The following is a 26,216-nucleotide window of genomic DNA, read 5'->3' as shown; positions in this document are numbered from 1 at the left end:
GCCATCGTGACGGACCTGTGGAACGACCTGCTCGGCTGCCTCGACCTGACGCCCTGTGGCCCGGACGCGTACGAGGGCCGCTCGCAACAGCTGGAGTACCGGCGCCTGTTCGGGGGGCAGTTGCTCGCCCAGTGCGCCCGGGCCGCTCAGCTCGCCGCGCCGCACAAGGGCCTGAAGTCGCTGCACACGCAGTTTCTGCGGGAGGGACACACGGACGAGCCTGTGCGCTTCCAGACCGAAGTGGCGCAGCAGGGCCGGACCTTCGCCGCGGTACGGCTCACCGCACGCCAGGAGCACGGCGTCATCGCGGTGGCGAACGCGAGCCTGCACGCCTGGGAGGAGGGCCCGGACCGGCAGACGACGGGCCCCGTGCCGGCGCTGCCCGGTCCGGAGCGGGTCGTGGAACTCGGCCTGCTGCCCTGGGAGTCCAGGGCGGCGGACGATCTCGACACGCCGAAGGCCGAGGGCCCCGAGTATGAACTCTGGACCCGGATCCCGGAGGCTCCCCCTCTCCTCTCCCCCGCTCTCCTCGCCTACGCCACCGACCTCACACCGATCGGCACCGCCCTGCGGCCCGTCGAGGGCCTGACCCAGGCGGACGCCGGCCGGGCGTTCACCTCGGCCGTCACCTCGCACACCGTGTGGTTCCACCGGCCGTTCACGACCGGGGGCTGGCTGCTGCTGCGCCAGCACAGCCCGCTCGCCGCGCACGGACGGTGCTTCGGGCGCGGCGACGTCCTCGCACCGGACGGCGCGCTGCTCGCGTCGTACGCGCAGGAGGCGCTGTTGCGGTTCACGGTCTAGCCGGGGTCACGGTGTGGGCACCTCCAGGACCAGGGCGGAGCCCATGCCACCCCCCGCGCACATCGACGCGACCCCCACTCCCCCGCCCCGGCGGCGCAATTCGTGGACGAGCGTGACGACCATGCGGGTGCCGGTCGCGGCCACCGGGTGACCCAGCGAGCAGCCGCTGCCGTTGACGTTCACCGTGTCCGGGTCGAGGCCCAGGCGGCGGATCGCGGCGAGCGGCACCGATGCGAAGGCCTCGTTGATCTCGAACAGGTCGACGTCGGAGAGGGACATTCCCGACCGCTCCAGTGCCTTGGGGATGGCGCCCACCGGGGTCAGGCCGGTCTCGGCCGGGTCCAGGGCGACCGAGGCCCAGGAACGCACCCTGGCGAGTGCGGGCAGACCGAGCCGTTCGTCGGCCACGGCGACGGCGGCCGCCGCGTCGTTGGCGCCGCAGGCGTTGCCCGCCGTGATCGAGAAACCCTCGATCTCCGGGTGGAGCGGCTTGAGCGCGGCCAGCTTCTCCGCGGTGGTGTCGCGGCGCGGGTGCTCGTCGGCCTCGAAGGGGCCGTGCGGGGTGTCGACCGGCACGGTCTCGTGCTTGAAGCGGCCCTCGTCGAGCGCGCGGACGGCGTTGCGGTGGGAGCGCAGCGCCCAGGCGTCCATCTCCGCGCGGGTGAGGCCCTCCCGTACGGCGGTGTTCCAGCCGACCGTGACCGACATGTCCAGGTTGGGGGCGTCCGGGCGGTCGGGGTGGGAGGGCGGCACCCAGCGCTCGCGGCCCAGGAAGGACAGCTTGGGTGCGGTGGACGCGGAGTTGACGCCGCCGGCGAGCACCAGCCGGTCCATGCCGGCCCGGACGGAGGCCGCCGCGGTCGAGACGGCGGCGAGCCCGGCCGCGCAGTGCCGGTTCAGCGCGAGTCCCGGGACCTGTGGCAGGCCCGCTGTCACGGCGGCGTGGCGGGCGATGACTCCGCCGCCGTAGTGCGATTCGGCGAGGACCAGGTCGTCCACGAGGTCCGGGTCCAGGCCTTCGGCGACCGCCGTGACGACACGGTCAGCCAGGTCGTAGGCGGTCGTGTCGCGCAGGCTTCCCTTGAAGGCGGTGCCGATCGGGGTGCGCAGGGCGGCGACGAGCACGGCTTCAGGCATCGGTGGCCTCTTCCAGTTCGGCGACCAGGGTGCGGCGCAGGAGCTTTCCGGTGGGGGTGCGGGGCAGTTCGGGGCGGAAGACGACGGTGTCCGGCGTCTTGGAGGAGCGCAGGCGCTGCTTCGCGAAGGACCGGATCTCGTCCGGGTCGCCGGCTCCGACCAGCACCGCGACCAGGCGCTGCCCCCACTCCGGGTCGGGCAGCCCGAGGACGGCGGCCTCGCGCACCCCCGGGTGCTGGAGCAGGACGTCCTCGATCTCGGCGGGGGCGATGTTCTCCCCGCCCCGGATGATGGTGTCGTCGGCGCGGCCCTCGATGAAGAGGTAGCCGTCCTCGTCCAGTCGGCCCCGGTCGCGGGTGGCGAACCAGCCGTCCGTGTCCGCTCCCCCGCTCGTCTCCGTGTACTCACCGGAGATCTGTTCGCCTCGCACGAAGACCAGCCCCGTCTCGCCGGGCCCCGACGTCTTCCCCTCCTCGTCCCGGATCTCGATCCGCACACCCGGCAGGGGGCGGCCGACCGAGCCGAGCCGCGCCCGGACCGCCGGGTCGCCGGAGGCGATGGCCCGCCAGTGGTCGTCGGGGCCCAGCACACAGATGGACGAGGCGGTCTCCGTCAGGCCGTAGGCGTTGACGAAGCCGGTCCGCGGGAACTGCCGCAGTGCCCGCTCCACCACCGGCCGGGGGCAGCGCGCGCCTCCGTAGGCCAGGGTGCGCAGGGTCGGTGTCCCCGCCTCCGCGTCACCGAGTTCCGCCGTGATCCGGGCGAGCATGGTCGGCACGACCATGGCGTGGGTGACGCCCTCGCGACGCACGGTGGCCAGCCAGTCGGCCGGTTCGAAGGCGGACCGGTACACGGCACGGCGGCCGGCGTACAGGTTCGTCAGCAGGTTCATCAGTCCGCCCACGTGGTAGGGCGGGAGGGCCACGAGGCTCGCGTCGGACGTCTCCGCCGAACCGAAGTCCTGGGTGTTGAAGACATAGGCGAGCAGATGGCGGTGGCGGAGCAGGGCCGCCTTGGGGGCGGCGGTGGTGCCGCTGGTGTAGAGGACGACGGCGGTGGCGTCGCGGTCCTCGGGGACGGGCCTCGACTCGGGCTCGCCCGGCGGCGGGGCCAGCAGCGCGTCGAGGTCGGCCGGGTGCAGCACCTCGGCCCCAGGGTGCCGGTCGATCAGCGCGCCCAACTGCTCCTCGCCCAACCGGTAGTTCAGCGGGACGAACGGTAGGCCGGCCAGCGCCGCGCCGAACAGGGCGACGGGGTAGGCGAGGTGGTTCGGGCCCAGGTACAGGACCGCGGTGCGGTCGCGGAAGCGGTCGGCGGCCGCGTGACGTGCGAGGCGATGGAGCTCGGCCGCGGAGAGCGAGCGGCCGCCCTCCGTGACGGCCGGCCGGTCCCCCGCGGAGGCGGCCATTTCCAGGATCACGACTATATTCATGAGAACGTCATTCTCATACACTCAGATCGTGACTCGCAAGAGAGGGGAACGACGTGCGCATCGATGATTCGGCGGCCCTGGTGGTCGGAGGCGCGGGCGGCCTCGGCGAGGCAACGGTCCGGCGCCTGCACTCCGCGGGCGCCCGGGTGGTGGTCGCCGACCTCGCCGACGACCGGGGCAAGGCCCTGGAGGAGGAGCTGGGCGTGCGGTACGTCCGCACCGACGCCACGGACGAGGGCTCGGTGGCCGCCGCGGTGACAGCGGCCGAGCAGTCGGGCGAGTTCCGGATCGCCGTCGACTGCCACGGCGGTCCGGCCGGCGGCGGCCGGCTGGTAGGCAAGGACGGCTCACCCCTGGACCTCGCCGGCTTCCGCACCACCGTCGACGTCTATCTGACCGGCGTCTTCAATGTCATGCGCATGACTGCGGCAGCGCTCGCCCGCACCACCCCCCGCGGAGAGGACGGCGCGCGTGGCGTGATCGTCACCACGTCGTCCATCGCCGCGTACGAGGGCCAGGTCGGCCAACTGCCGTACGCCGCCGCGAAGGGCGGCGTGAGCGCGATGACGCTGGTCGCCGCCCGGGATCTGTCACCCCTCGGCATCCGGGTGGTCTCCGTCGCTCCGGGCACGGTCCTGACACCCGCGTACGGAAAGGCGGCCGACCACCTTCAGGCGTACTGGGGTCCGCAGGTGCCGCATCCGCGGCGCATGGGACGGCCGGAGGAGTACGCCGCACTCGTCCAGCACCTGTGCGAGAACGACTACCTCAACGGTGAAGTGGTCCGTCTGGACGGCGCGTTGAGGTTCCCACCGAAGTAGCACGACTCCCCCACGAAGGAGTGTCATGCGTACGAGAACCAGGGGCTTAGCCGCCCTGGTGGCCCTGGTGGGCGTTACCGCCTTCCTGTCACCCGCGCAGGCCGCCCCGGCCTCCGCGTCCCGTCCGGCCTCACCGTCCCCTCCCGCTCCCGAGCGGATCAAGGCGGAGCGGCTGCCGCTGCCGCCGACCGCCCCATCCAACGCGCAAGGAGCGTGCACCAATGCCGTGAACCCGCGCGGCACGGGGTGCATGGCCGCCGGCTGGAGCTCCGGCCTGCGCACCGGCGGCTTCCTCCCGGACAGCCGAACGGTCACCGTGAACGTGCGGTTCGCCGGCGCCCCCTCCGCGCCCGACCCCGCGAGCGTCTACAGCGGAGACCAGCTGATCCTGGTCCGGACCGACGGCAGGACCTTCCCGAACGGTGACGCCTGGAAGTGCCTCACCTGCGGCACACCGCCCGCCAACCAGCAGGGCATGAACGATGACGTGAGCTATCCGCAGCCGTTCTCCGACGGCAAGCGGGTGCTGTACGGGACGAACATCGTCGACTGCGGTCCGTACGGCCTCGCCTCGGCGGCCTGCACCCCGGCCCGCCTGCACATCTACCCGATCCGCTGGAACAACACCGCCGACGGATCCGGGCCGGGCGGCTCCATCCGGGAGCTGCGCCTGCATCCGGACCAGGTGCACCTCGGTTTCAACGGCATCTCCGTCACCGGCGGACGCCTCGACCAGTACGGCTACTTCGGCCGGCTGCGCTTCGAGCCGGCGCCGAGGACCGGGACGCCGCTCGTGCCCCGCTACGAGGTCGAGAAGGTCACGCAACTCTTCGACGCCTCCCCCACCGCGCAGCCGGTGCACGCCGACCCCCGCAACCCGTCGAGACTCGTGTTCGACCCGGCCCTGCCCGGCTTCGGTGAGCTGCGCGGCTTCTCCAAGGACGGCCGGGAGGTCTTCTACGTCGGCTATCCGGTCGAGTCCTCCAACATGGACCTCATGGCCATCGACCTGCGCACCGGCAAGGTCCGCCGGATGACGGCCGACCCCGGGTACACCGATCCCGTGGACGCCTCCCCGGACGACCGGTGGATCGTCGCCCTGGACACCCGCGGCTACGACCGCATGATGTTCACCTCGGGCATGACCGGCGTACCGGCGATCACCGACCTGCTGACCACGTCCGTGGTGTCCTCGGTGCGCAACAACGGCCAGCGGCGCTTCTTCCAGCCGTATCTGATCGACCGTCACGGCGACCGCGGCTCCTACCGGGGCCAGCAGCTCAACTACTCGGACACCTCGCCGGACTGGAACGCCGGCGCGGACCCGCGCTGGTCCCCCGACGGCACGGCGGTCGCCTACCACGAGCGCCTGGTGTCGGCACCGGCGTGCGGCGGAGCCAACCCGCTGCCGTGCCCGGTCTCCACCGAGCCGGGCGGCCGCCGCACCCGGATGATGATCGCCCGCCTGGTGGACCGGGAGCCCGTGCACCGGCGGCCGGTGAAGCCGGTGTCCGACACGGTGCCATGGGGAACGCCCTACGTCCCCGGCAGCGCGGCGCCGGAGCGGCCGTATCCGCCGCAGGGCACGTACACCCTGCGCGGCAAGGCGTCGGGCAGCGCGAAGGTCGACATCGTGTGGGACGACGCCAAGACGTCCGTGAAGACGGTGTCCGTGGACTACCGGCGCTACTCGGACGACGGCAGGAACTTCGTCGACGGCTCCGAGAAGGTGACACGCACCAGTACCAGCACCACGCTCACGACCCTCGACTGGCACTCGGACCTGGTGAAGACCGGGCGGAGCGGCAAGGTGCTGGCCACCAAGAAGACCAGTGCCGACGGCTTCCACGTGACGATCGACCTCTGGGAGACGGTCTTCCAGGCGACCGGCACGCTCACCACGACAGTCGGCGGACGGACCTACCACCAGCCGGCGAACGGGACCTGAGCGGGCGGTGAGGGCGAGGGCCGCCGCGGTCACAGCCGCGGCGGCCCCGCTGCCGGAGGACTCAGCCTGTCCTGGCTCCGGTGTCCCGATGTGTGCCGGTCGCCGGGCCGCCCGGGATGCCACCCAAGCCGCTCATGATGGCGTCGATGACGCCCCGACGGGTCACCGCAAGGTACGCCGGCTGATCAGCCCGAACCCGTAGCGTCCGGTCGCGCCGTTGTCCCGGTAGACCGTGGCCGATCCGTGCTTACTGGCCGTGGAGACGACGGCGCGCTAGTCCGCGCGGTACCTGGGGTTCCCCCGAGTCGAAGGCCGACTTGTCCATGGCACCGTACTCACCTACGACCACCGGATATCCCCGCACACGGACGCCGGCGAGCTGCGCGTGAACGTCGGCCAGAACCAACGCTGGGACGTCAACGCGAACGGCACGATCACCAGTGCTCGGTCCGGTCTGTGCCTCGACGCGTACAACGCCGGAGCCGCGAACGGCACCCAGGTCGTCCTGTGGAACTGCAACGGCGGGGCCAACCAGCGGTGGACCGTCGGCTAGAGCGGCCAAAGCCTGTTCCCGAGAACGGGGCAAGCCGAAGTACCCGGACACGCTCGGCACTTCGGCCACCGCCTCCACCCGACTCGCATGCGCGGCTTCGCACCACGCTCAAGAGGCCGATTCGCCATTACCGAACCTTGACAATCAGCCCTCACCTGCACGGATACACACCCCGCCATGATCTAAACACTCCGTGTATACATGCCACGTATACACGGAGTGTAGAGTCCACATCATGTCCATCAGTCACACCCTTCTGGGGCTCCTGGAATCGGGGCCCCGCCATGGCTACGACCTGAAGCGGGCCTTCGACGAGAAGTTCGGTCACGACCGGCCGCTCCACTACGGCCAGGTCTACTCGACGATGTCCCGCCTGCTGAGGAACGGGCTCGTCGAGGTCGACGGCATCGAGGCGGGCGACGGGCCCGAGCGCAAGCGGTACGCGATCACCGAGGCCGGCATCACCGATGTCGAGCGCTGGCTCGCGACCCCGGAGAAGCCGGAGCCGTACCTCCAGTCGGCCCTCACACCAAGGTCGTCCTCGCGCTCCTCACCGAACGGAACGCGGGCGACGTCCTCGACACCCAGCGCTCCGAGCACCTGCGCAGCATGCGGATCCTCACCGACCGCAAGCGCAAGGGCGATCTGGCCGACCAGCTGATCTGCGACCACGCCCTGTTCCACCTGGAGGCGGACCTGCGCTGGCTGGAACTGACCGCGGCACGTCTGGACAAGCTTCATGAGGCGGTGGCCCGGTGACCGTTCCCTCCGGCTCGCTGCTCGCCGCCCGGGACCTGCGCAAGGCGTACGGCCCGACCACAGCGCTCGACGGCGCCGAGTTCTCCATCCACCCCGGCGAGGTCGTCGCCGTGATGGGCCCCTCGGGCTCGGGCAAGTCCACGCTGCTGCACTGCCTCGCCGGGATCGTGACACCCGACTCCGGGTCGGTCACGTACGACGGCCGTGAGCTGGCCACCATGAGCGATGCCCGGCGCAGTGCGCTGCGCCGGTCGGAGTTCGGGTTCGTCTTCCAGTTCGGCCAGCTCGTTCCGGAACTCACCTGCGTGGAGAACGTCGCGCTCCCGCTGCGCCTCAACGGCACCTCCCGCAAGGAAGCCGAGCGGACCGCCCTCCGCTGGATGGAGCGGCTGGAGGTCGATCATCTGCGCAAGAAGCGCCCCGGAGAGGTCTCCGGCGGTCAGGGACAGCGCGTGGCCGTGGCCCGGGCGCTGGTGACCAACCCGCGTGTGATCTTCGCCGACGAGCCGACCGGCGCACTCGACTCACTCAACGGCGAGCGCGTGATGGGGCTGCTGACGGAGGCGGCCCGGACGGCCAACGCGGCCGTCGTCCTCGTCACGCACGAGACCCGGGTCGCCGCCTACTCCGACCGCGAGATCCTGGTACGGGACGGTAGGTCGCGGGACATGGAGCACGCCATATGAAGGCGCTCAGGGGACACCACCCGCGCGAGCGAAGCGTGGCGTGGGGTTGGTCCCGTGATCTGAGCACGGGGGTCAGGTTCGCCTTCGCCGGCGGACGCGAGGGATGGGTGCGGTTGCTGCTCACCGGCGTCGGCGTGGGGCTCGGCGTGGCGCTGCTGCTGCTCACCACCGCGATCCCGAACGCGCTGGCCGTCCGGCACGACCGGGAGGAGGCACGCACCGACTTCACGTACAACACCTCGCCGGTGAAAAAGGCGGACGACACACTGCTGGTCGGACAGGCCGGGACGACCTTCGGCGAGAAGAGCGTACGCGGCCGGGCGTTGCAGCCCGAGGGCCCCGACGCACCGATTCCGCCGGGGGTGGCGAAGTTCCCCGGGGCGGGCGAGATGGTGGTCTCCCCCGCGCTGAAGCGGCTGCTGGGGTCCGCCGACGGGAAGCTGCTTCGGGAACGGCTGCCGGAACGGATCGTCGGCACCATCGCCGAGCCCGGCCTGATCGGTTCCCAGGAACTCGCCTTCTACCGCGGCGCGGACGACCTCGTACTCAAGAAGGACAGCTTTCTCGTCACCCGCGTCGACCAGTTCGGCGACCCGCATCCGGCCTCGAAGAAGACGGACCCCGTCCTGGTCCTGCTCGTCCTCGTCATGTTCCTGGTGCTGCTGATTCCGGTGGGGGTCTTCATCGCCACGGCCGTGCGGTTCGGCGGCGAGCGCCGGGACCGGCGACTCGCGGCCCTGCGGCTGGTCGGCTCGGACAGCGGGATGACCCGGCGGATCGCCGCCGGCGAGGCCCTCGCCGGCTCCGTGGCCGGCCTGGCCCTCGGCATCCTCTTCTTCCTGATCGGCCGGGAGCTCGCCGGCTCCGCGGACCTATTCGACGTGAGCGTCTTCCCGAGCTATCTCAACCCCTCCCCCGCGCTCGCCCTGCTGGTCGTGTTGGCGGTCCCGGCGGCCTCCGTGCTGGTCACCCTCCTCGCGCTGCGGGGCGTGGTGATCGAGCCCCTCGGCGTGGTGCGCACCGCGAAGCCCCCACGGCGCCGACTGTGGTGGCGACTGCTGCCACCACTGGGCGGACTCGGACTGCTCTACCCGATGATCGGCAACGGCCGGGACAGCGGGGAGTTCAACCAATACCAGGTCACCGGTGGCGTTCTGCTGCTGCTCGTCGGAGTCACGGCACTGCTGCCGTGGGTCGTGGAGACGGTCGTGAACCGGCTCGACTCCGGCGGGGTCGCACAGCAACTGGCCGTCCGACGGCTTCAGCTGAGCAGCGGCACGGCCGCCCGCATGGTCAACGGCATCGCGGTCGCCGTGGCCGGCGCCATCGCGCTGCAGATGCTGTTCTCCGGACTGGAGGGCCAGTACACCAAGCACTCCCCCAACGATCTCACCCGTGCCCAGATGCAGGTCACCCTGCCGGACAGGGTTCCCCTGGCCCGGGCGGCGGCCGACTTCAAGGCGACCAAGGGAGTCGAGAAGGTCTACGGCTTCGAGGAGGGCTACGTCGCCGACCAGCGCAAGTTCGCCGAGCACAGCGCCCAGGTCACCATCGCCGACTGCGCGTCCCTGCGCCAAGTGGCTTCGTTCGGCTCCTGCAAGGATGGTGACTCCTTCGTCGTCCACGGTGGCGAGGACGGGGACACGGCGGCGACACCCGGCATGTCCAGACCCGGCAGCACACTGTGGTTCGACCCGATCGACGGCTCGGAGGGTGTGCACAGGCCGGTGCCCTGGACTGTTCGGGCGGACCTGAAGCAGGCGCGGGCGATCAAGGACCCGAGCGGCATGAAGCGCGGCGGCCTGCTGCTGACACCGGGCGCGCTGCCCCCGGGTGCCGAGCGGGGTCTGTCCCGGCAGATCTATCTCGGGCTCGACCAGACGCTGGCCGGCGCGCCCGACTACGCGCGGAACACGGCCCGCCGGGTGGGCCTGCCCACCGACCCGATGCTGTGGGTGGCCAGCAAGCGCGCGGAGAGCTACGACTCCATCCGCACCGGCCTGCTGCTCGGCGCCGCCGGAGTGCTGGCGTTGATCGGCGCGAGTCTGCTGGTCTCTCAGCTGGAACAGTTGCGCGAGCGCCGCAAGCTGCTGTCGTCGCTGGTGGCCTTCGGTACCCCGCGCCGCACGCTGAGCCTGTCCGTACTGTGGCAGACGGCGATCCCCATCGGTCTCGGTCTGGCCCTGGCCACAGCGGTCGGGCTGGCCCTGGGTGCGGTACTGCTGAAGATGACGGACACCCCGTTGGGCGTGGACTGGGCCAGCGTGCTGTCGATGACCGGCATCGGCGCGGGAGTCGTCCTGCTGGTGACCCTGCTCAGCCTCCCACCCCTGCTGCGGCTGCTGCGACCCGACGGGCTGCGCACCGAGTAGGACCACTGGAGGGCCCTCTCCGGGCAGGATTCGGCCTGGTCCGTCCCGACACGTCCCGGCCGTCGGGTCCGGCTCAGAGGCTGCCCGGGCGCACCAGTCCGGTCCTCTTGACGCCGGTCAGGATGGGGGTGACCTCGACGGTGGAGATGTGTGCGAGGGCGCCGACGGTGTCGCTCATGAAGTGGTAGAGCGCGTCGAGGTCTGCTGCCGCGACAGCCACGAGCAGGTTGGCGCGGCCGGTGGTGGCGGAGGCGAAGCGGACCTGGGGGTGGCGGCTGAGCCGGGCCCTGCGGCATCAGACCGGGTCGTCGTGTTCCCCCAGTCCCGGCGGCGGCCCGTACTCCGGCTCGTACCCCGCGATCCGGTACGGGCTGCCGACCAGGCGGTGCTCCCCGGCCCGCACCACCGCGTCGGGGAACTCGACCAGCGCCTGAGGCAGAGTGCGCACGGCCGCCGCCGGCACTCCCAGCGGGCGCAGGCGGCGCTCCCAGCTCGCCGCCGTGTCGGCGGCGAGCGCCTTCGTCACCGCGGCCACCACCTCCTCACGGTGGGCGGCGCGCTCGGCCATCGTCGGGTAGCCCTCGATCCTGGCCTCGGCGGTGAAGGAACGCCAGAAGCCGTCGTGGGTGATGAAGAGGGCGAGGTGTCCTTCGGCGGTGGGGAAGAGCTGGGCGGGGACGTAGTACGCGTGTGCGCCTCCGAGGCGGCGCGGGGCCTTGCCGTCGTTGAGCCAGGCGGCGGCGTGGTAGTTCAGCTGGGAGAGCATGACGTCGCGCAGCGAGACCTCGATCTGGCCGCCGCGTCCGGAGTGGACCTGGGCCAGCAGGCCCAGCGCTGCCGCCATCCCGGCCGAGTTGTCGACCGCTGAGTAGCCGGGCAGCGCGGGCGGTCCGTCCGGGTCGCCGGTCATGGCCGCGATGCCGGTGGCGGCCTGGACGACGTAGTCGAAGGCGGGTGTGTCACCGGCGTCCGTGCCCCAGCCGGTGACGGCCACGCACACCAGGCGCTCGTTGAAAGGCTTCAGCGCGTCATAGGTGAGGCCGAAGCGCTCGATGGCGGACGGTTTGAGGTTGACCAGCAGGGCGTCGGCGTGGCGCACCAGCTCGTGCAGGCGGTCCTGGCCTGCCGGAGCGCTCAGGTCCACGCGGACCGAGCGCTTGTTCCGGTTGAGGCTGGCGAAGTAGGCGTCGGAGACCTGCCGGGACAGGTCGCCGCCGGGCGGCTCGACTTTGGTGACCTCGGCGCCGAGGTCGGCGAGCAGCATGGTGGCGTAGGGGCCGGCCAGGATGTGGCCGACCTCCAGGACCCTCAGCCCCGCCAGAGGGCCGCTTCCCTTCACCGGAGGTCCGCGGCGATGGCGGCGACGGCGTCGCGGGTGCGCAGCTTGGAGGCGACGAGTTCGTCGCGGCCGCTGCCGATGGGCAGCAGGCGGACGGACAGGTCGGTCACGCCCGCGTCGGCGAACCGCCGGAAGCGGGCCGCGATGGCCGCCTCGTCGCCGGCCGCGCACAGGTCGCCGACGTCACGGGCGTCGCCGTACTCCAGTAGGCGCTGGTAGTTGGGGGAGACCTCGGCCTCGCCGAGAATGCGGTTGGCGCGCTCGCGGGCGGCGTCGACCTCGTGCGGTGCGCACAGGCACACCGGGATGCCGGCGACAACGCGGGGTGCCGGACGGCCCGCCGACTCGGCCGCCTTGGTGATGGTCGGGGCGACGTGCTCGGCGACCGACCGCTCGTCGGCCATCCACAGGACCGTGCCGTCGGTGTACTCCCCCGCGATGCGCAGCATCACCGGGCCCAGCGCGGCCATCAGGACCGGCAGGGAGGTGAGCGGGGCGATGGTGAGCGGGTTGTGGACGCTGAACACGTCGTTCTCGACGTCCACCGAGCCGTCCCCGGACAGCGCCGAGTTGAGCACTTGCAGGTAGGCGCGGGTGTATGCGGCGGGCTTCTCGTAGGGCAGGCCCAGCATGTCCCGGACGATCCAGTGGTGCGAGGCGCCGACGCCCAGGGCGAGCCGTCCGCCCGCCGCCGCCTGCGCCGACATGGCCTGGCGGGCCAGCGCGATCGGGTGCTGGGCGTAGACGGGGACTACGGCGGTGCCCAGTTCGATGCGCTCGGTGGCCTGCCCCATCAGGGCGACGGCGGTCAGGGCGTCGAAGTCGGTCGGCACCTGGGGCACCCACACGGTGTCGAACCCGGCCTCCTCGGCCCACCGGGCGTCGTCGACCATGCGGGCCGCCTTGTGCGCGGCATCACCCCGTTCGGGGCCGCTCATCACGCCGACTCGCATGTCAGTCCTCCGGGGCTGTCAGGGCGCGGATGTCCGCGACGATCGCGTCGAGCGGGGTGCCCGTGGGGTACACCCCGGCGGCTCCGGCCTCCCGCAGCCGGGCCACGTCCGAGGCGGGGATGGTGCCGCCGACCACGACGGGGATGTCGTCGCCGCCCGCGGCGCGCAGCGCGTCGACCGTGCGGCGGGTGAGGGTGAGGTGGGCGCCGGAGAGGATGGACAGGCCGACCAGGGCGACGTCCTCCTGCACGGCGGTGACGGCGATGTCGTCCACGCGGTGCCGGATGCCGGTGAACACCACCTCGAACCCGGCGTCCCGCAGGCCGCGGGCGACCAGCTTCGCGCCCCGGTCGTGGCCGTCCAGGCCGGGCTTGGCGACGAGTACGCGTACCGGTGCGGTCATCAGAACACCACCGGCTGCCGGAACTCGCCCCACACCGCGCGCAGGGCGTCGGCCATCTCGCCGACCGTGCAGTAGGCGCCCGCGCAGGCGACGAGCGGGTCCATCAGGTTGGTGTCTCCTTCGGCGGCGCGCCGCAGGTCGTCGAGGCGGGCGCGCACCTCGGCGGCGCTGCGCTCGGACTTGACCCGCGCGAGCCGCTTGAGCTGGCGTTCGCGGCCCTCGGCGTCGAGTTCGTAGGTGGCGAGGTCGGGCGGGGGCTCGTCCGCGGTGAACCGGTTGACGCCGACGACCGGCCGCTCGCCGGAGGCGGTCTCCTGGTGCAGCCGCCACGCCTCGTCGGCGATGAGTCCCTGGAGGTAGCCGTCCTCGATGCAGCGCACCATGCCGCCGTGCGCCTCCAGGTCGGCCATGATCTCGACGATCCGCTCCTCGGTGGCGTCGGTCAGTGCCTCCACGAAGTACGAACCGCCCAGCGGATCGGCGACCTTGGTCACCCCCGTCTCGTGCGCGAGGACCTGCTGGGTGCGCAGGGCGAGCGTGGCCGACTCCTCGCTCGGCAGGGCGAACGGCTCGTCCCAGGCGGCGGTGAACATCGACTGCACGCCGCCGAGCACGGAGGCGAGCGCTTCGTAGGCGACGCGCACGGTGTTGTTGCGGGCCTGCGGAGCGTGCAGGGAGGCACCGCCGGCGACGCAGCCGAAGCGGAACATGGCCGCCTTGTCGGTGCTCGCGCCGAACCGCTCGCGCACGAGGGTCGCCCAGCGCCTGCGTCCCGCACGGTACTTGGCGACCTCCTCGAAGAAGTCGCCGTGGGTGTAGAAGAAGAACGAGACCTGTGGGGCGAACTGGTCGATGGTCATCCGGCCGCGTTCGAGGACGGTCTCGCAGTAGGTGACGCCGTCGGCGAGGGTGAAAGCCATCTCCTGCACGGCGTTGGCGCCCGCGTCCCGGAAATGCGCCCCGGCGACGGAGATCGCGTTGAAGCGCGGCACCTGCGCGGCGCAGAACTCGATCGTGTCGGCGATGAGCCGCAGCGAGGGCTCCGGGGGCCAGATCCAGGTGCCGCGCGAGGCGTACTCCTTGAGGATGTCGTTCTGGATCGTGCCGGTGAGCTTCGCCCGGGGGATGCCGCGCTTCTCGGCGGCGGCGACGTAGAACGCGAGCAGGATCGCCGCGGTGCCGTTGATGGTGAAACTGGTGCTGATCCGGTCCAGCGGGATGGTGTCGAAGAGGATCTCGGCGTCGGCGAGGGTGTCCAGCGCGACCCCGACGCGGCCGACCTCGTCGGCGTACTCCGGGTCGTCGGAGTCGTAGCCGCACTGGGTGGGCAGGTCGAGCGCGACCGACAGGCCGGTGCCGCCCTGGTCGAGGAGGTAGCGGTAGCGGCGGTTGGACTCCTCGGCGGTCCCGAAGCCGGAGTACTGGCGCAGGGTCCAGGTGCGGCCGCGGTAGCCGGTGGGGTAGTTGCCGCGGGTGAAGGGGAAGGCGCCCGGCTCGGGGGGTTCGGCGCGGCGGTCTGCGGGCCCGTACACCGGCTTCAGGGGGATGCCGGAGTCGGTGCGGAAGTCCTGGGTCATGACAGTTGGTCCTTCATCACCTTTCCGGTGGCGTTCAGCGGCAGTTCCGCACGGAACTCGACGCGGCGGGGCACCTTGAAGCCGGCCATCCGCTCGCGCGCCCAGGCGATCAGCTCGGCCTCCGTGATCCCGGTGCGCGAGACCACGAAGGCCTTGCCGACCTGCCCCAGCCGCTCGTCGGGCACGCCGATGACGGCGGCCTGGGCGACGGCCGGGTGTCTCAGCAGGAAGCCCTCGATCTCGGCGGGGTAGGCGTTGAAGCCGCCGACCACGAACATGTCCTTCTTGCGGCCGACGATCCGCAGGCGGCCCTCGGAGTCCAGTTCGCCGAGGTCGCCGGTGTGCAGCCAGCCGTCGGCGTCGACGGCCTCGGCGGTGGCCTCGGGGTCGTCGAGGTAACCGCGCATGACGGCGTAGCCGCGCACGAGCACCTCCTGGTCCTCGGCGACGCGCACGTCGAAGCCCTCGCACGGCCTGCCCACGGTGGTGGCGACGGCCTCGTAGGGGTCGCCGGGGCGGGACGCGGTGACGGTGCCGGCCTCGGTGAGGCCGTAGCCGGTCATCAGGTGCGTGAACGGCAGCTCGGTGGTGATGCGCCGGACCAGCTCGACCGGGATGTCCGCCGCGCCGGTCACCGCGACCCGCAGGGAGGACAGGTCACGGTCCACGCCGGCCTCCAGGAGGGAGTGGTACAGGGTCGGCGGTCCCGGCAGGACGGTCACCCGTTCCTTCTCCACCAGGTCCAGCACCCGGTCCACGTCGAAGACGGCGACCGGGAGGACGGTGGCGCCCCGGATCATCGACGCGACCAGGCCCGCCTTGTAGCCGAAGATGTGGAAGAAGGGGTTGACGATCAGGTACCGGTCGCCCTGCCTCAGCCGGGCCAGGTCGCACCACTCGGTGTACAGGCGCAGCGTCTGGCCGTGCGTGGTCATCACGCCCTTGGGGCGTCCCGTCGTACCGGAGGTGAAGACGATGTCCGCCAGGTCGTCCTCGCTGCTCCTGGGTTCCTTCGGGTCACCGGAAGCGAGAAAGCCGGAGGTCTTCAGGTCGATGACGGGAATGCCGGGCGGACCGGTGAACTCCCGGTCCAGGAAGCCGTTCTGGACGAGCAGCGCCTTGGCGCCGCTGCGTACGACGATGTCGTGGGCCTCCTCGTCGAGGAAGCGGGTGTTCACCGGCACCAGCACCCCGCCGGCCGTGAGCAGGCCGAACGCGGCGACGATCCACTCGGCGGAGTTGGGCGCCCATAGTGCCACTCGGTCGCCCGGGCCGACGCCCGCCGAGGCGAACGCCCCGGCGGTGCGGCGGACCCGGTCGGCCAGGTCGCGGAAGGTGAGGCGCACCTCGCCGTCCACGACGGCCTCGGCGTCGCCCAACCGGTCGGCCGAGCTCAGCACCAGTTCGGGGATGGTGCGGGCGGTGGTCATGCGTCGATCAGCCGGGCCAGATTGCCGCCCATGACCTTGGCCTTGTCCTCCTCGGACAGCTTCGGAAGGTGGTCGACGTAGGTGACGGGGTCGGCGAGGCCCTCGGGGTGGGGGTAGTCGGAGCCGAACAGGACCCGCTCGATGCCGATGAGGTTGCCGAGTTCCGCCATGTCCTCCTCCCAGAACGGGCTGATGTGGATGTGCCGCTTGAAGACGTCCACCGGGTTCTCCCGGAACTCGTGGGGCATCTTCTTGTGGACGTCGGCGAGCCTGCTCAGCAGGGGCTCCACCCATGAGGCGCCGTTCTCGATGACGGCAACCTTCAGCTCGGGGAAGCGGGACAGCGCGCCGTGGCAGATCAGCGAGGAGACGGCGTCCTCGATCGGCCGCCACTCGTTGACCTGCCGGAAGGCGTTGGGCTTGAAGGGCAGGAACTCGCGCCGCCGGCCCTCCCAGTCGTTGGCGTAGTTCGAGTAGCCGCTGTCGGAGGAGTGGAGGGCGACGAGCACGCCGGTCTCCACCACCCGCTTCCAGAACGGGTCGAACTCGGGCAGCGCGAAGGACCGGGTGCCACCGAAGCCGGGGACCGGTGCGGGGCGGATGAGGATGGCGCGGGCGCCGCGCTCCACGACCCAGTTCAGCTCCTCGATCGCCTTGTCGACGATCGGGAGGGTGATGACGGGGACGGTGAAGATGCGGTCCTTGTAGGTGAAGCCCCAGGTGTCGTGCAGCCACTGGTTGAGGGAGTGGACGACGACGTGGATCAGCTCCGGGTCGTCCTTCATCCGCTCCTCGATGAGGCTCGCCAGTGTCGGGAACATCAGGCTGCGCTGGATGCCGAGCTCGTCCATCAGCTGCAGGCGCGGGGCCGGTTCGCGGAAGGCCGGGATGGAGCGCATGGGCTCGCCGAAGATCTCCCGGCGGGTCTTGCCGTCCGGGTTGCCGACCCGGAAGTACTCCTCCATCGCGCCGGGGCGGGCGACGACCTCGAAGGTGGGGTTCGGGATGTACTCGCTGATCTGCCCGCGTATCGCGATCTTGGTGCGGCCGCCGACGTTCACGTACTGGATGGCGCCCTGGTACTCCTCGGGGAGGTACTTGGTGAGCGCTTCCTGCGTCTCGTACAGGTGGTTGTCCGCGTCGAACAGCGGATACGCGAGTTCGCGAGAGGGCATGAGATTCTCCTTCACCGTTTACGAGAATCGTATTCTCGCATCGGGGGAGTGGCAATGCGCTTGCGAAGGACGAACTTCTTCACCTTGCCGCTCGGGGTGCGCGGGAACTCCTCGACCTTGTGGACCGCCTCGGGCCACTTCTGCCGGGCCAGGCCCGCCCGGCCGAAGTGCAGGCGCACCTCGGCGAGACTCGGCGCCGACCAGCCGGGCAGCATGCGCAGGACAGCGGCGGCCCGCTCCCCCAGACGCGGGTCCGGCACGGCCACCACGGCCGCCTCCGCCACGCCGTCCAGCCCCAGCAGGACCTCCTCGACCTCCAGGGCGCTGATGTTCTCCCCGCCTCGGATGATGACGTCGGCCTTGCGGTCGGTGACGGTCAGCCAGCCGTCGGCGTCGAGCACGCCGATGTCGCCCGTGCGGTACCAGCCGTCGGCGTCGAAGGCGGTGGCGGTGAGCTCCGGGTCGGTGTAGCCGAGGCAGAGGTCGGGACCGCGGGTGAGGATCTCACCGTCCTCGGCGAGCCGGACCTCCGTGCCGGGCAGCGCGAGCCCGTCGGTGCGCAGGCGTTTGGCGGCAGGGCCGTCGTACGGCGTGCAGGTCACCGAGGGGTGCTCGGTGGAGCCGTAGGCGCGGAAGACCGTGATGCCGAGTGACTCCAGCCGGGTCGTCACGGCGGAAGCGATGGAGGCGCCGCCCAGTCCGGCGTACTTCAGCCGCGCGACGTGCTCCTCGGTGCAGTCGGGGTGGTCGAGCAGGCTGGTCATGTAGTACGTCGCCCCGCCGCCGACGGTGAGCCCCTCGTCCCGCATGAGGGCGAGCGCCCGGGCCGGGTCCCAGGAGTCGCCGAGGTTGACCGGGGTGCCGTCGAGGACCGGGATGAGGAACGCGTTGATCATGCCGATGAAGTGGCCCACCGGCGCCACCGTGAACTGCCGTCCCCGGTCAGGGGGGTAGCTCGCGGCCAGCTGGCGGGTCTCGAAGCCGAGGGTGCGATGACTGTGGATGACGCCCTTGGGGTCGCGGGTGGTGCCGGAGGTGAACGCGATGAGGGCGGGGGTGTCCGCGTCCACCGGAAGAACGCCGGCCAGCGGCTCGTCGGCGAGCAGTTCGTCGAAGTCCCGGCCGACGATGCCGATGACGGGCACCTCGGCGCACAGTTCCGGCCGGAACTCGGCCCGCCCGAAGCGCTCGGCGGCGAAGAACGCCTTCGGGCGGGTGGCCTCGACGATGTAGTGGAGCTCCTTGGGCCCGTAGAAGTGGACCACCGGGACGACGACGGCACCGAGGAAGGCCGAGGCCCAGAAGACGGCCGCCGCCTCCATCCAGTTGGGCAGCTGCATGACCAGCACGTCCCCCGGGCCGACGCCACGCGCCCGCAGACCGGCGGCCAGCCGCCGAGCCGTCCGCTCCACGTCGGCGAACGTCCCCCGCCAGGGCCGCACCGCGGAGTGCACGCGGAACTCCACGTCCCCGGACTTGCCCAGCCCGTGCGCCAGCAGCTCGCCCAGGGTCTCGCTGGTCCACCAGCCCTCGGACTCGTAGCGGGCCACGAGCCCGGGCGGGATTGACCGCAGGGCGCCGGGGGGAATCGTCGTCATGACTGATGCTCCTCCCTCGTTTGGAGAATTGCACTCTCCCATAGCGAGAAGGTAAGTTCCATACATGGCACGGGACCATGGATTCCATCCGGTGCGGATCACCCGGGTCGTCGACGAGACACCCGACACGCGCACCTTCGCCCTCGACGCGCGCTTCCCCTACCGGGCCGGGCAGTTCCTGACCTTCAAGGTGTGCGGGACGCTGCGCAGCTACTCGATGTCGTCCTCGCCCGACACGGACGGGGAGGTGTGCGTCACGGTCAAGCGCGTGCCGGGCGGGCTGGTCTCCGGCTGGATGCACGAGCGGCTCAGGCCCGGCGACACGCTGGAGGCCACGCTGCCCGGGGGCTCGTTCTGCCTGCGTGCGGACGCTACCGACCGGCCGCTGGTCGCGTACGCCGGCGGGAGCGGCATCACCCCGGTGTTCTCCCTGGTCAAAAGCGCGCTGGCGACGACGCCACGCAACGTCCGGCTGCTGGCCGCCCACCGAAGCGCCGACGCCGCCATCTTCCGCGAGGCACTGGACGCGCTCGCCGCGCGCCACCCCGGCCGGCTCACCGTCCGGCACCACCTGGACGACCGGGACGGACTGGTCACGGCCGAGACGATAGGGACGCTGGCCGACTCGGACGCGGACCACTACCTGTGCGGGCCGGAGCCGTTCATGGCGTTGGTGGAGGCCACCCTGAAGACCTTCCGGGTGGCCTCCGAGCACCTCTTCGTCGAGCGGTTCACCCCGGCGGCACCGGAAGAGACACCCGTCGCTCCGCCCGAGCCCGTCGCGGGCAGCGTCACCGTCGACCTGCGGGGCGGGCGCCGTACGGTGCCGCAGCGCCCCGGCGAGACCCTGCTGCAGAGCGCCCGCCGGGCCGGCTTCACGCCGCCGTTCTCCTGCGAGTCAGGGGACTGCGCCACCTGCATGGCCCGACTGACCGACGGCGAGGCCAAGATGCGGGTGAACAACGCCCTGGACCCCGACGAGGTCGCCGAGGGTTACGTGCTCACCTGCCAGGCCGAGCCGACCACCCCGGACGTGACCGTGGTGTACGAGGACTGACCCGGCAGCATCCGCACCCGCCCGACGACCGGAAGGTCACGCATGGTTGAGCTGGAGCTGGAGGACGGCCTGGCCGTCGTCACCATCGATCGTCCGCACGCCCGCAACGCCATCGACCCGCACACCATGGGCGAGCTGGAGAAGGCGCTGGACGCGGCCGGGGGCGCGCGGGCCCTGGCGGTGACCGGGTCGGGCGAGAAGGCGTTCGTCTCCGGCGGCGACCTGAAGGAACTCGCACGGCTGCGCACCGAGGGCGAGGCGTCGGACATGGCGCTGCGGATGCGGGCGCTGTGCGACCGGATCGCCGCGTTCCCCGGGCCGGTGGTGGCCGCTCTCAACGGGCACGCGCTGGGCGGCGGCGCCGAGGTGGCGGTGGCGGCCGACATCCGCGTCGCCGCCGACGACATCCGGATCGGGTTCAACCAGACGAAGCTCGCCATCGTGCCCGCCTGGGGCGGTGCCGAGCGGCTGGCGCGGCTGGTGGGGCCAGGGCGGGCACTGCTGCTGGCCGGCACCGGGCGGGTACTGGAGGCGGCCGAGGCCGAGCGGCTGGGGCTGGTGGACATGGTCCTGCCCCGCGCGCGGTTCGCCGTCGGCTGGCGGGAGCTGGCCCGCTCCCTGGCCACTCCGCAGGCGAGCGAGATCAAGAACCTCACCACCCGGACCCGGCCGGCGCACGAGGCCGCCGGGGCGTTCGCCCGGCTGTGGGTGTCCGAGGAGCACTGGGAAGCGGCGGAAAGGGTGATGTCCCGTGGCAAGTGAAGTTCGCGTCGACGAGGGGCCGTTCGGCCCGGAGGTGCGCCCCGAGGGCGGTGCCGTGGCGCAGACGGTGTTGTACCTGCACGGCGACCCGCGGCTCGCGGGCACCCCGCGGGACGCGCTGCCGACCGCCCGGGAACTGGCCCGGCTCACCGGGTACGCGGTCGTCTGCGCCCGCTACCGGTCCCGGTTCCCGCAGGCGTTGGACGATGTGCAGGCGGCCTGGGAGCACTGCCACGCCGGTGGACCGGCGGCGGTGGCGGGCAAGCGGCTCGGCGGGGCTCTCGCCGCCGGCCTGCTGCTGCGGCTGCGCGACGCGGGCGCGACACTGCCCACCTGCGCGGTGCTCTCCTCACCGGTGCTGGACTTCACGCTCGACACGCCCAGCCTGCTCTTCAACGCGGCCGCCGACCGCACCGTGGACGCCGAGGCACTGCCGGTCCGGGCTGCCGCGTACGCGGGGACGGCACCACGCGACCACCCGCTCCTCAGTCCCCTGCACGGCAACCTGCACGGCCTGCCGCCGCTGCAACTGCACGCGGCCGGTACGGAGGTGCTCCTCGACGACACGCTGTCCTTCGCGACCCGGGCTGCGCACTCCGGGGTCGCGGTGGACATGCGGATCCACGAGGACTCCGCCGCTCAGGGCCTGCGGCAGTTGGAGGCGACGGCGGAGTTCCTGCGAGCCTGGTGCCCGGACGGGCTGGTCACTCCTCGTCGCGGATGAACTCGGCGGCGCGCCACGCCATCGCCATCACCGGCCCGTTGAGGTTCCCGGACACCATCGTCGGCAGGACGGACGCGTCGACCACCCGCAGGTGGTCGACGCCCCGCACGCGCAACCGCGCGTCCGTCACGTCGTCCGCTGCGGGGCCCATCGCGCAGGTGCCGATGGCGTGGAAGCCGCAGTAGCCGCCGTCCAGCGCCGAGCGGACGATCTCCTCCTCCGCGTCGGACCGCACGTCGGGCCCGGGGAACGTCTCGCGCCGGATGCGGGAGGCGATGGGGTCGGTGGCGAAGAAGTCCCGCAGCCGGCGGAAGAGGTCCGCCGCCACCTGGCGGTCGTACTCCGTGGAGAAGTAGCCGGGGTCGATGTCCAGTCCGGCGCCGGGGTCGGCGGAGGTGATGGCCAACGACCCCTCGGAGGTGGGGCGCAGGACCATCGCGCACGCCGAGACCCCGGGCTCCTTCTCCACTCCCGCCGGCCTGCCCGGCTGGAGGGCGGCGAGGGACCAGGGGGCCAGCAGGACTTCGGTGTCGGGCCGTTCGAGGTCCGGGCGTGACTTGAGGAAGGCCATCACGTCGTAGGCCGGACGGGCAAGCGGGCCCCGGCGCGTGAGCAGATAGGCGGCGGCCGTGCGGGCTTGGGCAGCCGGGGTGGCAAGGTGCCGGTTGACGCCGAGCGGGGCGTTGAGCCGGAACCGCAGGGCCAGGCAGCGGTGCTCCCGCAGCCGGGCCCCCACGTGGGGACGGTCGAGGCGTACCTCCACACCGGCGGCGCGCAGCACGTCGGCCGGGCCGATGCCGGACAGCTGGAGCAGCCGGGGCGTGGCCAGGCTGCCCAGGCTCAGGATCACCTCACGTAGGGCGCGGACGTCCTCCTCCTGCCCGCCGGCCCGTCGCACCCGGAACCCGACCGCCTTGTCGCCGTCGAACAGCACTCTGGTGACGGTGGTGTCCCGGGCGACGGTCAGGTTCGGGCGGGAGCGGGCGGGGCGCAGGAAGGCGCGGGCGGCGCTGAAGCGCTGTCCGGTCTTGATGGTGGCCATCGCGTAGCCGATGCGCTCGCCGTCGTCCTCGTTGACGTCCGGCACCGGTCGCAGCCCGAACGCGTCGCCCGTGGCGATGAGCTGATCGCACAGCGGGTCCGGGTCGCGGACCGTGGAGATGTGCAGCGGACCGGCGGTTCCGCGGGTGGGTGAGGGCCCCAGGGCGTTGTCCTCGATGGCCCGGAAGGCCGGCAGGACGCTCTCCCAGCCCCAGCCGGGGTTGCCGAGCCGTTCCAGGCCGTCCCAGTCGGCGCGGCCTCCCCGGTTGTAGACCATGCCGTTGACGGAGCTGGATCCGCCGAGCACCTTGCCGCGGACCCAGACCTCGGGGTTGCCGCCCTCCCGGAGCGGACGGGTGCGGTAGTGCCAGGAGAACGCGGGGTCACCGAAGAGCTTGCCGACGCCCTTCGGTATCCGCAGGTAGGGGTGACGGTCGGCGCCGCCCGCCTCGACGAGCAGCACGCGTACCGCCGGTTCGCGCGAGAGCCGTTCGGCCAGGACACAGCCCGCCGATCCGGCACCCGCGATGACGTAGTCGTACATCACGGTCCTCTCTGTGGGTGAGAGGCCGCGACGGCGCCGCGCGGTCCCCTCCTCGGCTTCCCGCGCGGCGCCGGCCAGGTGGTGGCAGCGGGGTCAGGAGTCCGGGGTGTCGTCTCGGTACACCCGGCCGCCCTTCATCACGAAGCACACCCGTCCGGCGACGGACAGGTCGGTGAGCGGGTCGCCGGGGACGGCGATGACGTCGGCCAGCAGTCCGGGGGCGATCCGGCCCCGGTCGTCGGCGTCGATCAGCTCGGCGGCGACGGTGGTCGCGGCGCGCAGGGCGTCGACCGGCCGCATGCCCCGGTCGGCGAGGGCGAGGAGTTCCATGACGCCCTTGCCGTGCGGGATGGCGGGGGCGTCGGTACCGAAGGCGACCTTGACCCCGCGCCGGATCGCACGGGCCGTGGACTCCCGGGCACGCGGGAAGACCTCGGCGGCCTTCGCCCGGAGCGCCGGGTCCGCGTGCGCGGTGTCCATGTCCTCGGTGAGAGAGGTGGTGGCCACCAGGAAGGTGCCTCGTTCGACCATCAGGTCGAGGGTGGCGTCGCTCGCCAGGAAGCCATGCTCGATGCAGTCGATACCGGCCTCGACGGCGGCCCGGATCGCCGAATCGCCCATGCAGTGCGCGGCGACCTTGAGCCCCGCGCGGTGCGCCTCGTCGACGGCGGTGCGCAGCTCCTCGTCGGAGTACTGCTGCGCGCCGGTGGGGCCGGTGTGCGACATGACCCCGTTGGAGGCGCACACCTTGATGACCCGTGCCCCGTACTTGATCTGGTGGCGGACCGCCTTGCGCACCTCCGCCACCCCGTTGGCGATGCCCTCCTCCACGGTGAGGGGCAGCACACCGGGGGCGAACGCCTGGAACATGGTCGGGTCGAGGTGTCCGCCGGTCGGGGCGACAGCGTGCCCGGCGGGCACCACGCGCGGGCCCTCGACCCAGCCGAGGTCGATCGCCTTCTTCAGCGCGACGTCGAGCAGCACTCCCCCGGTCTGCACGAACAGACCGAGATTGCGCACGGTGGTGTAGCCCCGCCGAAGCGTGCGCCCGGCGTTGGCGACCGCGCGCAGGGTCCGCACGGCCGGGTCCTCCTGGACCGGGATCAGCGGGCTGCGGTGGTCGGGGCCGCCGAGGAAGAGGTTGACCTCCATGTCCATCAGGCCCGGCAGCAGGGTGACGTCGCCGAGGTCGCGGACGACCGTTCCTTGCGGCAGCCGGGCCGGCTGGATCTCGGCGATGTGCTCGCCCACCACGAGCACCTCGCCGGGCTCGGCGATCTCGCCCTTGTCGATGTCCAGCAGACGCGCCGCCCGCAGCAGCACCGGGGCCTGCGGTGTCTTCTCCCGGGCGGCCCGCCCTGGTTCCCGGGCGGCCATCACACGGCGGGTTCGATGACGGCGTCGATGCTGGACGGGCCGCTGTCCGGGACCCTCGGCTGGCCCCACGCCTCCACCGGGAAGGCGACGGTCACCAGCGCGCAGAACGCCCACAGCAGGTGCTTGTCCTCGTCGCCGATGTCGTCGAGGCTCAGGTCCTCCAGGTACTCGGTGTTCTGCTGGAGCAGCGGGTACGCCACGTCATAGAAGGCCTGAAGCTCCTCCATGGTGCTGCTGACGCGTTTGGCGTAGCGGGCCTTCTCGCCCTGGACCGCCCAGTCGGCGAACGGCTCCAGTGCGGCGAAGTCGGCGGGAAAGACGTTGCCCATGTCAAGGTCTCCATGTCTGTTAGGCGGGCGTCTGCGCGGGGTGGAGGTCTCAGCCGGTGGGCGACGCGGACTTCTGCTGCTGGAACTCGCGCACGTAGTTCTGCGTGGTGGTGTGCAGATGACGCAGCAGGACCTCCTGGTCGCAGAGCGGGAACTGGTCCACCGTGCGCGACTCGAGCATGGTCTGGGTCGCTTCCAGGGTGTTGCCGTCCTGGAGGCCGTACTCCTTGAACGTCACCGCGGCCAGTTCCTGCTGGAGTCGCTCGAAGCCGTTCTTCGGCGGGACGAAGTAGCAGGTCCCCTCGAAGATGTGGGTGTTGTACGAGGTCGGCCAGTAGTGGTAGGTCAGCACCCAGTTGGGCCGCCAGATCAGCAGCATGAAGTTGGGGAAGAAGACGAACGAGTCCATCCCCCAGACCTTGCTGCGCGTCGGGTTGATCGCCGGTGGCAGCTCCTCGGTCGTCATGCCGATGTCGGGGGCGTCCCATGGGCCGAAGAGCCCGCTGCGCAGGACCCGTTCGATGGGCTTGACCATCGCCTTCTCCTTGGGGGGCGCGATGCCGCCCCAGGACGAGACCATGCTGTGCGGGCCGTCGATGTCGTAGGCCAGCGCCTCGTAGCCGTACTTCTTGATCTTGGCGGCCTCGCCGGCCTCGTACTGCCCGGCGTGCAGGATCGGCGCGTGGTAGAACTCGGCGAACGCGTCGATGAACAGCTTCCAGTTGCTGCCGATCTCGGCGCGGTACTTGTGCACCCGGGTGAGCTCGTGGAACGGGTAGCCGTCGATGCCCTGTGCGAACTTGCCGAGGTAGGTCCTGAGGGGCGTGGTGTTCTCGGGGTCGAGGTTGACGAAGACGAACCCCTCCCACACCTCGGTCTGCACCTGCATCAGCCCGTACTTCGACTTGTCCATGTCAAAGAACTCGGACTCCTGCTGGACGAAGGTGAGCTTGCCCTCCAGGTCGTACCGCCAGGCGTGGTACTTGCAGGTGAAGGCCCGGCAGGTGCCCTTGGTCTCCTCGCGCGGGTAGTCGTCCCACACCAGTTTGTTGCCCCGGTGGCGGCACACGTTGTGGAAGGCACGCACCTCGCCGTCCGAGCCCCGGACGACGACGACGGACGCCCGCGCGGCATCCAGCTCCTTCGTGAAGTAGCTGCCCTTGCGCGGAAGTTGCTCGACCCGTCCGACGTTCAGCCAGGTCCGGCGGAAGATGGCGTCCCGCTCCAGCTCATAGAACTCCGGTGAGATCGAGTCCGCGTAGGACACGGGACCGGTGTCGATCTTGAAGTGCTCGGTCCAACTGCCCTCGGCGGGCTTGGGGAAGTGGGCCATGGGTCGGAACCTCCGCTCGGGGACGACACCGCCACGATAACAACAGTCTCCGATTTCGAGAA

Annotated in this window: 22 protein-coding genes and 2 pseudogenes; 10 read left to right on the top strand and 14 right to left on the bottom strand. The window is 71.5% G+C overall.

Features of this window, described 5'->3' with window-relative positions; genetic code table 11:
- Positions 1-6: 6 nt before the first annotated feature.
- A complete protein-coding gene (locus ACIBK5_RS40305; RefSeq protein ID WP_399027924.1) occupies positions 7-804 on the top strand; it encodes an acyl-CoA thioesterase in 798 nt (265 codons plus the stop codon).
- Positions 805-810: 6 nt separating this feature from the next.
- Here ACIBK5_RS40305 and ACIBK5_RS40300 read toward each other — a convergent pair whose 3' ends face one another.
- Both ACIBK5_RS40300 and ACIBK5_RS40295 read right to left on the bottom strand, forming a co-directional pair.
- Positions 811-1,941, bottom strand: coding sequence for a thiolase family protein (locus tag ACIBK5_RS40300; protein WP_399027922.1), 1,131 nt, complete (start codon positions 1,939-1,941; stop codon positions 811-813).
- A complete protein-coding gene (locus tag ACIBK5_RS40295) occupies positions 1,934-3,373 on the bottom strand; it encodes a class I adenylate-forming enzyme family protein (protein WP_399027920.1) in 1,440 nt (479 codons plus the stop codon). Before ACIBK5_RS40295 ends, ACIBK5_RS40300 begins: the two co-directional genes overlap by 8 nt.
- A gap of 53 nt (positions 3,374-3,426) precedes the next feature.
- Here ACIBK5_RS40295 and ACIBK5_RS40290 point away from each other — a divergent pair, with 53 nt between their 5' ends.
- The 6 genes and pseudogenes from ACIBK5_RS40290 (at position 3,427) to ACIBK5_RS40265 (ending at position 10,512) form a co-directional block, all read left to right on the top strand.
- Entirely contained in the window at positions 3,427-4,194 is a 768-nt protein-coding gene (locus ACIBK5_RS40290; protein ID WP_399027918.1) for an SDR family oxidoreductase, read from the top strand.
- Positions 4,195-4,219: 25 nt separating this feature from the next.
- Positions 4,220-6,142, top strand: a complete 1,923-nt coding sequence (locus ACIBK5_RS40285) for a TolB family protein (RefSeq protein ID WP_399027916.1) — start codon at positions 4,220-4,222, stop codon at positions 6,140-6,142.
- Positions 6,143-6,527: 385 nt separating this feature from the next.
- Entirely contained in the window at positions 6,528-6,695 is a 168-nt protein-coding gene (locus ACIBK5_RS40280) for a ricin-type beta-trefoil lectin domain protein (RefSeq protein WP_399027914.1), read from the top strand.
- A 235-nt stretch (positions 6,696-6,930) separates the two neighbouring features.
- Positions 6,931-7,454 (top strand): annotated as a pseudogene (locus tag ACIBK5_RS40275) (PadR family transcriptional regulator).
- On the top strand, positions 7,451-8,140 hold the full coding sequence (locus ACIBK5_RS40270) for an ABC transporter ATP-binding protein (protein WP_399027912.1): 690 nt from the start codon (positions 7,451-7,453) through the stop codon (positions 8,138-8,140). Before ACIBK5_RS40275 ends, ACIBK5_RS40270 begins: the two are co-directional and overlap by 4 nt.
- A complete protein-coding gene (locus ACIBK5_RS40265) occupies positions 8,137-10,512 on the top strand; it encodes an ABC transporter permease (RefSeq protein WP_399027910.1) in 2,376 nt (791 codons plus the stop codon). Before ACIBK5_RS40270 ends, ACIBK5_RS40265 begins: the two co-directional genes overlap by 4 nt.
- A gap of 73 nt (positions 10,513-10,585) precedes the next feature.
- Here the strand turns inward: ACIBK5_RS40265 and ACIBK5_RS40260 are convergent.
- The 8 genes and pseudogenes from ACIBK5_RS40260 to ACIBK5_RS40225 all read right to left on the bottom strand — a co-directional run.
- Positions 10,586-10,786: pseudogene (locus tag ACIBK5_RS40260) on the bottom strand (Lrp/AsnC ligand binding domain-containing protein); the annotation flags it as partial.
- A 21-nt stretch (positions 10,787-10,807) separates the two neighbouring features.
- Positions 10,808-11,851 (bottom strand): CaiB/BaiF CoA transferase family protein, encoded by a 1,044-nt coding sequence (locus tag ACIBK5_RS40255; RefSeq protein WP_399027908.1) that lies wholly within the window; start codon positions 11,849-11,851, stop codon positions 10,808-10,810.
- Complete coding sequence (locus ACIBK5_RS40250; protein ID WP_399027906.1) at positions 11,848-12,804, bottom strand: TIGR03564 family F420-dependent LLM class oxidoreductase; 957 nt, start codon at positions 12,802-12,804, stop codon at positions 11,848-11,850. The genes ACIBK5_RS40255 and ACIBK5_RS40250 overlap by 4 nt, the downstream gene beginning before the upstream one ends.
- A 1-nt stretch (position 12,805) precedes the next feature.
- On the bottom strand, positions 12,806-13,207 hold the full coding sequence (locus ACIBK5_RS40245) for a cobalamin B12-binding domain-containing protein (RefSeq protein ID WP_318807662.1): 402 nt from the start codon (positions 13,205-13,207) through the stop codon (positions 12,806-12,808).
- Positions 13,207-14,784, bottom strand: coding sequence for a methylmalonyl-CoA mutase family protein (locus ACIBK5_RS40240; RefSeq protein ID WP_399027904.1), 1,578 nt, complete (start codon positions 14,782-14,784; stop codon positions 13,207-13,209). The genes ACIBK5_RS40245 and ACIBK5_RS40240 overlap by 1 nt, the downstream gene beginning before the upstream one ends.
- Positions 14,781-16,214, bottom strand: a complete 1,434-nt coding sequence (locus tag ACIBK5_RS40235; protein WP_399027902.1) for a FadD3 family acyl-CoA ligase — start codon at positions 16,212-16,214, stop codon at positions 14,781-14,783. Before ACIBK5_RS40235 ends, ACIBK5_RS40240 begins: the two co-directional genes overlap by 4 nt.
- Positions 16,211-17,389 carry an amidohydrolase family protein gene (locus ACIBK5_RS40230; protein ID WP_399027900.1) on the bottom strand — a complete coding sequence of 393 codons (1,179 nt, stop codon included), beginning with the start codon at positions 17,387-17,389 and terminating at the stop codon, positions 16,211-16,213. The genes ACIBK5_RS40235 and ACIBK5_RS40230 overlap by 4 nt, the downstream gene beginning before the upstream one ends.
- An 11-nt stretch (positions 17,390-17,400) precedes the next feature.
- Positions 17,401-18,987, bottom strand: coding sequence for an AMP-binding protein (locus tag ACIBK5_RS40225; protein WP_399027898.1), 1,587 nt, complete (start codon positions 18,985-18,987; stop codon positions 17,401-17,403).
- Positions 18,988-19,051: 64 nt separating this feature from the next.
- Here ACIBK5_RS40225 and ACIBK5_RS40220 point away from each other — a divergent pair, with 64 nt between their 5' ends.
- From ACIBK5_RS40220 to ACIBK5_RS40210, 3 genes are read left to right on the top strand one after another with little or no spacing between them, the layout of a single operon-like run.
- Entirely contained in the window at positions 19,052-20,044 is a 993-nt protein-coding gene (locus tag ACIBK5_RS40220; RefSeq protein ID WP_399027896.1) for a 2Fe-2S iron-sulfur cluster-binding protein, read from the top strand.
- A gap of 42 nt (positions 20,045-20,086) precedes the next feature.
- A complete protein-coding gene (locus ACIBK5_RS40215) occupies positions 20,087-20,806 on the top strand; it encodes an enoyl-CoA hydratase/isomerase family protein (protein ID WP_399027894.1) in 720 nt (239 codons plus the stop codon).
- Complete coding sequence (locus tag ACIBK5_RS40210; RefSeq protein ID WP_399027892.1) at positions 20,796-21,530, top strand: alpha/beta hydrolase fold domain-containing protein; 735 nt, start codon at positions 20,796-20,798, stop codon at positions 21,528-21,530. Before ACIBK5_RS40215 ends, ACIBK5_RS40210 begins: the two co-directional genes overlap by 11 nt.
- On the opposite strand, the gene ACIBK5_RS40205 is transcribed toward ACIBK5_RS40210, so the two are convergent.
- The 4 genes from ACIBK5_RS40205 to ACIBK5_RS40190 form a co-directional block, all read right to left on the bottom strand.
- Positions 21,511-23,115, bottom strand: coding sequence for a GMC family oxidoreductase (locus tag ACIBK5_RS40205; RefSeq protein WP_399027891.1), 1,605 nt, complete (start codon positions 23,113-23,115; stop codon positions 21,511-21,513). The genes ACIBK5_RS40210 and ACIBK5_RS40205 overlap by 20 nt on opposite strands.
- A 93-nt stretch (positions 23,116-23,208) precedes the next feature.
- Positions 23,209-24,492 (bottom strand): amidohydrolase family protein, encoded by a 1,284-nt coding sequence (locus ACIBK5_RS40200; RefSeq protein ID WP_399027889.1) that lies wholly within the window; start codon positions 24,490-24,492, stop codon positions 23,209-23,211.
- Positions 24,492-24,821, bottom strand: a complete 330-nt coding sequence (locus tag ACIBK5_RS40195; RefSeq protein WP_399027888.1) for a hypothetical protein — start codon at positions 24,819-24,821, stop codon at positions 24,492-24,494. Before ACIBK5_RS40195 ends, ACIBK5_RS40200 begins: the two co-directional genes overlap by 1 nt.
- 49 nt (positions 24,822-24,870) lie before the next feature.
- Entirely contained in the window at positions 24,871-26,154 is a 1,284-nt protein-coding gene (locus ACIBK5_RS40190; protein WP_399027886.1) for an aromatic ring-hydroxylating dioxygenase subunit alpha, read from the bottom strand.
- Positions 26,155-26,216 lie beyond the last annotated feature (62 nt).

Origin of the sequence: Streptomyces sp. NPDC050546 (assembly GCF_044457425.1) — a bacterium.
In the GTDB taxonomy this organism is placed as follows: domain Bacteria; phylum Actinomycetota; class Actinomycetes; order Streptomycetales; family Streptomycetaceae; genus Streptomyces.
This window is presented reverse-complemented; position numbering and strand designations above follow the sequence as displayed.